The sequence below is a fragment of the Methanopyrus sp. genome, from assembly GCF_053997775.1.
The window spans coordinates 1-3180 of sequence record NZ_JBMXXF010000038.1 but is presented as its reverse complement, the minus strand read 5'-3'; the positions used below and the strand labels follow the sequence as shown (position 1 = coordinate 3180).

The 3180-nt window shown below is 72.0% G+C and carries 4 protein-coding genes; 1 reads left to right on the top strand and 3 read right to left on the bottom strand.

What is annotated here, in order from left to right; all coding sequences use genetic code 11:
• The first annotated feature begins 8 nt into the window (after nucleotides 1-8).
• The gene (locus ACXJJV_RS05845; RefSeq protein ID WP_456467251.1) at nucleotides 9-299 is read left to right on the top strand and encodes an ACR/YggU family protein; all 291 of its coding nucleotides are present in this window, start codon (nucleotides 9-11) and stop codon (nucleotides 297-299) included.
• Here ACXJJV_RS05845 and ACXJJV_RS05840 read toward each other — a convergent pair whose 3' ends face one another.
• The 3 genes from ACXJJV_RS05840 to ACXJJV_RS05830 all read right to left on the bottom strand — a co-directional run.
• A complete protein-coding gene (locus tag ACXJJV_RS05840) occupies nucleotides 300-746 on the bottom strand; it encodes a hypothetical protein (RefSeq protein ID WP_456467250.1) in 447 nt (148 codons plus the stop codon).
• Nucleotides 743-1189: a hypothetical protein gene (locus ACXJJV_RS05835; protein ID WP_456467249.1), complete on the bottom strand. Its 447-nt coding sequence runs from the start codon at nucleotides 1187-1189 to the stop codon at nucleotides 743-745. Before ACXJJV_RS05835 ends, ACXJJV_RS05840 begins: the two co-directional genes overlap by 4 nt.
• A 64-nt stretch (nucleotides 1190-1253) precedes the next feature.
• Nucleotides 1254-3180 (bottom strand): helicase-related protein (locus ACXJJV_RS05830; protein WP_456467248.1); only part of this gene is annotated, 1927 nt, incomplete at its 5' end.

The following is a 3180-nucleotide window of genomic DNA, read 5'->3' as shown; positions in this document are numbered from 1 at the left end:
ACCCGACGATGACCCGGGACCCCTTCCAGCACCACCCCGAGGGCACCCTCCTCCAGGTCCGCGTGAACCCGGACGCCGACGAGACGCGGATCAAGGGCGTGGACGAGTGGCGCGGCGCCCTCGAGATCGACGTCTCCGAACCCCCCGTCAAGGGACGGGCCAACCGCGAGCTCCTCCGCTACCTCCGCGAGCGGCTCGACGCGGACGTCGAGCTCGTCTCCGGCGAGCGCTCCCGAGAGAAGCAGGTCCTCGTCAAGGGCCTCGAACCCGACGAGGTCCGCGAGCGACTCGGCGTGTAATCACGGCGGCCCACCGAGCTCCCGCGCCAACCCCTCCGCGTCCCGCACCACCACCGGCAGGCACCCCCGCCCCCGCAGGTACACCCGGACCCACCTCACCTCCCTCTCCCCCTCCCGCGTCCGAACCCTCCCCGAAACCGCCTCCGCCCCCTCGATGAGATTCCGCGGAATCTCCAACTCCCGCCGGAAGAACCCGTAATCCCGCACGATCACCACCCGCTCCGGCTCCACCCGCACGTGACTGCACAGCAGGTGCACCGGGGTCGGCAGCACCCCGAAGATCAGCAGGAACATCGCCGCTCCCAGGTACCAGTTGGTCAGCCACCCCAGCCCCACCGCCACGGCGAGCGCGAACAGGGTGACGCCGACGGACGCCGCGATCCTTACCCTCCGAATCCTCCCCGGATCGGTCGGTCCCCTGAAGACCCGGTAGCAGCGCACGCTCACGACTCGAGCCCCCACACCTCGCGGAGCGTCTCAACGAACCCCTCCCGATCGAAGACCCTCAGCCGCAGCTCCCGACCGTCCCTCGTCCGCACGACCACCTCACCATCCAGTCCCTCCACCTCCGAGATCTCCTCCACCCGGACGAACCTTCGCCTGACCCCCCGCACCTCCAGCCCGTCCGGCCGCACGACGATCCCCTCGATCAGCGACGACACCAACCGGTAGCCCAGGGGCAGCGCCGCGGTGTTGACCACGAACGCGAGCGCGCCCCCGAGAACCGCCGCCTCCCAATTCACCTTCCACCCCATCTCGCCGAGCCCCAGCAGGAGCAGCATTAAGCCGGCTGATACGAACGACGTGTAGGGCAGTGCGGCCGGGATGATCCCCAGCTCGCTCGGGTCACCCTGCGGGTACACCGGCCACTCCACAACCCGCCGACCCATCCGGGTCCCCCGCCAACCCGGGGAAACCCGCGCCTAAACCCGTTACCATCCCGGAGTGCGGGCCTTACCCCTCCCGCAACACCTCCCGCCGCAACTCCTCCAGCCGCTCCACGAGCCGCCGCGCGTACCGGCGGACCAGGGGCCGCGAGCACCGGGCCTCGCCCCGCGGCCACGCGCAGGTCGGCAGCCGGAGCCGGTGCGGCTCCAACCCCGTGCGCTCGACCTCCCGGAGGACCTCCCCCCAGTCCAGGAACGGGAGCACCGCGGCCGGCTCCTCGTACAGCAGGACCGCGTCCTCCCCCACCACGTGCCGCACGTGCCCCGCCGGGTACCCCTCCAGCGCCCGCAGCGCGTGCGTCAGCGCGTGCACCGCGTACTCCGCGGAGTCCCGATGCACCCGGGACGCGAGCCGCTCCTCCCGCAACCGCACGTAGAACGTCCGCGTCCGGTACGACCACCCGCCCTCCTCCAGCAGCCTCGGCCCCTCGTCCGACCCCGGCGGCGGGACCAGGTACGTGGCCCGCCAGACCACCCGGACCCAGCCCATCCCCACGTCCTCCTCGCCCTCCTCCGGGTACGCCCGCGTCACCGTGACCGTCCACCAGCCGCGCGCGAGCAGCCGCGCCACCTCCGGGTCGTACTCCTCGACCGGAACCGCCCGGATCACCCGACCCCGCGGCGCGCTCACCACGACCCACGTCCGGCCACCGCACTCGAACGCGCGGCCCGGAGCGTAGTAATGGACCACGTCCGACCGGGACACCTGATCCACCAACACCCGACCCTCCGGGTCCACCACCCGGTACCCCGACCCGCCGTAGAAGTCCCTCGACGGGTTCTCCCCAGGCCTCCTCGAGTACGGGCTCGCGGCCCGCGCCGGCACGGACTCCAGCTCGCCCCGCAGGTACGCCCGCTCGAACCGCTCCCGCCGCTCCAACACGAACGAGGACCACCCGTCCACCGCCACCAGGTACGACTCCGCCGGCTCACCCCGCCGCCCCGCCCGACCCTCCCGCTGCCAGAAATCCGCCACCCGCTCCGGCAACCCCAGATGCACGACGCGGCCCACGGAACCCACGTCGATCCCCACCTCCAGCGTCCGCACCGTCACGATCAGCCGCAGGTCACCCCGCTTGAACGCCCGCTCCACCCGCCACCGCTCCCCCCGCGAGAGCGCCCCATGGTGCACCGCCACCGACAGCCCCTCCGACCGCAGCCCCCGAGCGAGCCACTCCGCCACCGCCCGCGACCGCGCGTACACGATCGTCCGGCGCGACCCGTCCCGAGCGAACCCAGCCAACCACCGCACCAGATCCCGCTCACCCTCCGGCTCGCACGCCCAGTACGTGCGCGGGGCCAGCCGCCCCCGACCCCGCACGACCCTAACGGGCCGACGCGTGACCCGACGCACCTCCGCCGCCACCCGACCCGGCCGACCCACCGTCCCCGACATCAACAGGTGCCGCTTCTCCCGCAGCGCCCGGATCAACCCCAACAACAGGTTCGCCCGCCGCGGATCGTAATAGTGCACCTCATCCCACACGACCGACTCCGCCCGCCGCCGCACGAACTCCCAGAACGGACCCCGCTCCCGCGCGTGATACCAGAGCATCTGCGGATTCGTCAACACGACCTCCGGATCCCGAGACCCCAGCGCCCGCCGCCACCCCGGATGATCCCCATCCGCCACCACCACGTCGAACCCGTACCCCTCCAACCGCTCCAGCTGATCCCGCGCCAACGCCTTCGTCGGATACACGAACACGGCCGGCAACCCCTCCTCCCACACCGCCGCCAACGCCGCCTCCGTCTTCCCCGCCCCCATCCCCGCCACCAACAGCACGTTCCGACCCGCGCGGAACTCCTCCACCACCCGCACCTGATGCTCGTACGCCTCCACGCCCGGCAACCGCGGACACAACGACCTCAACCGCTCACCCGAACGCTCCGGCCGCTCACCCGGATGCTCGAACGACCACAAGACCCTCAAC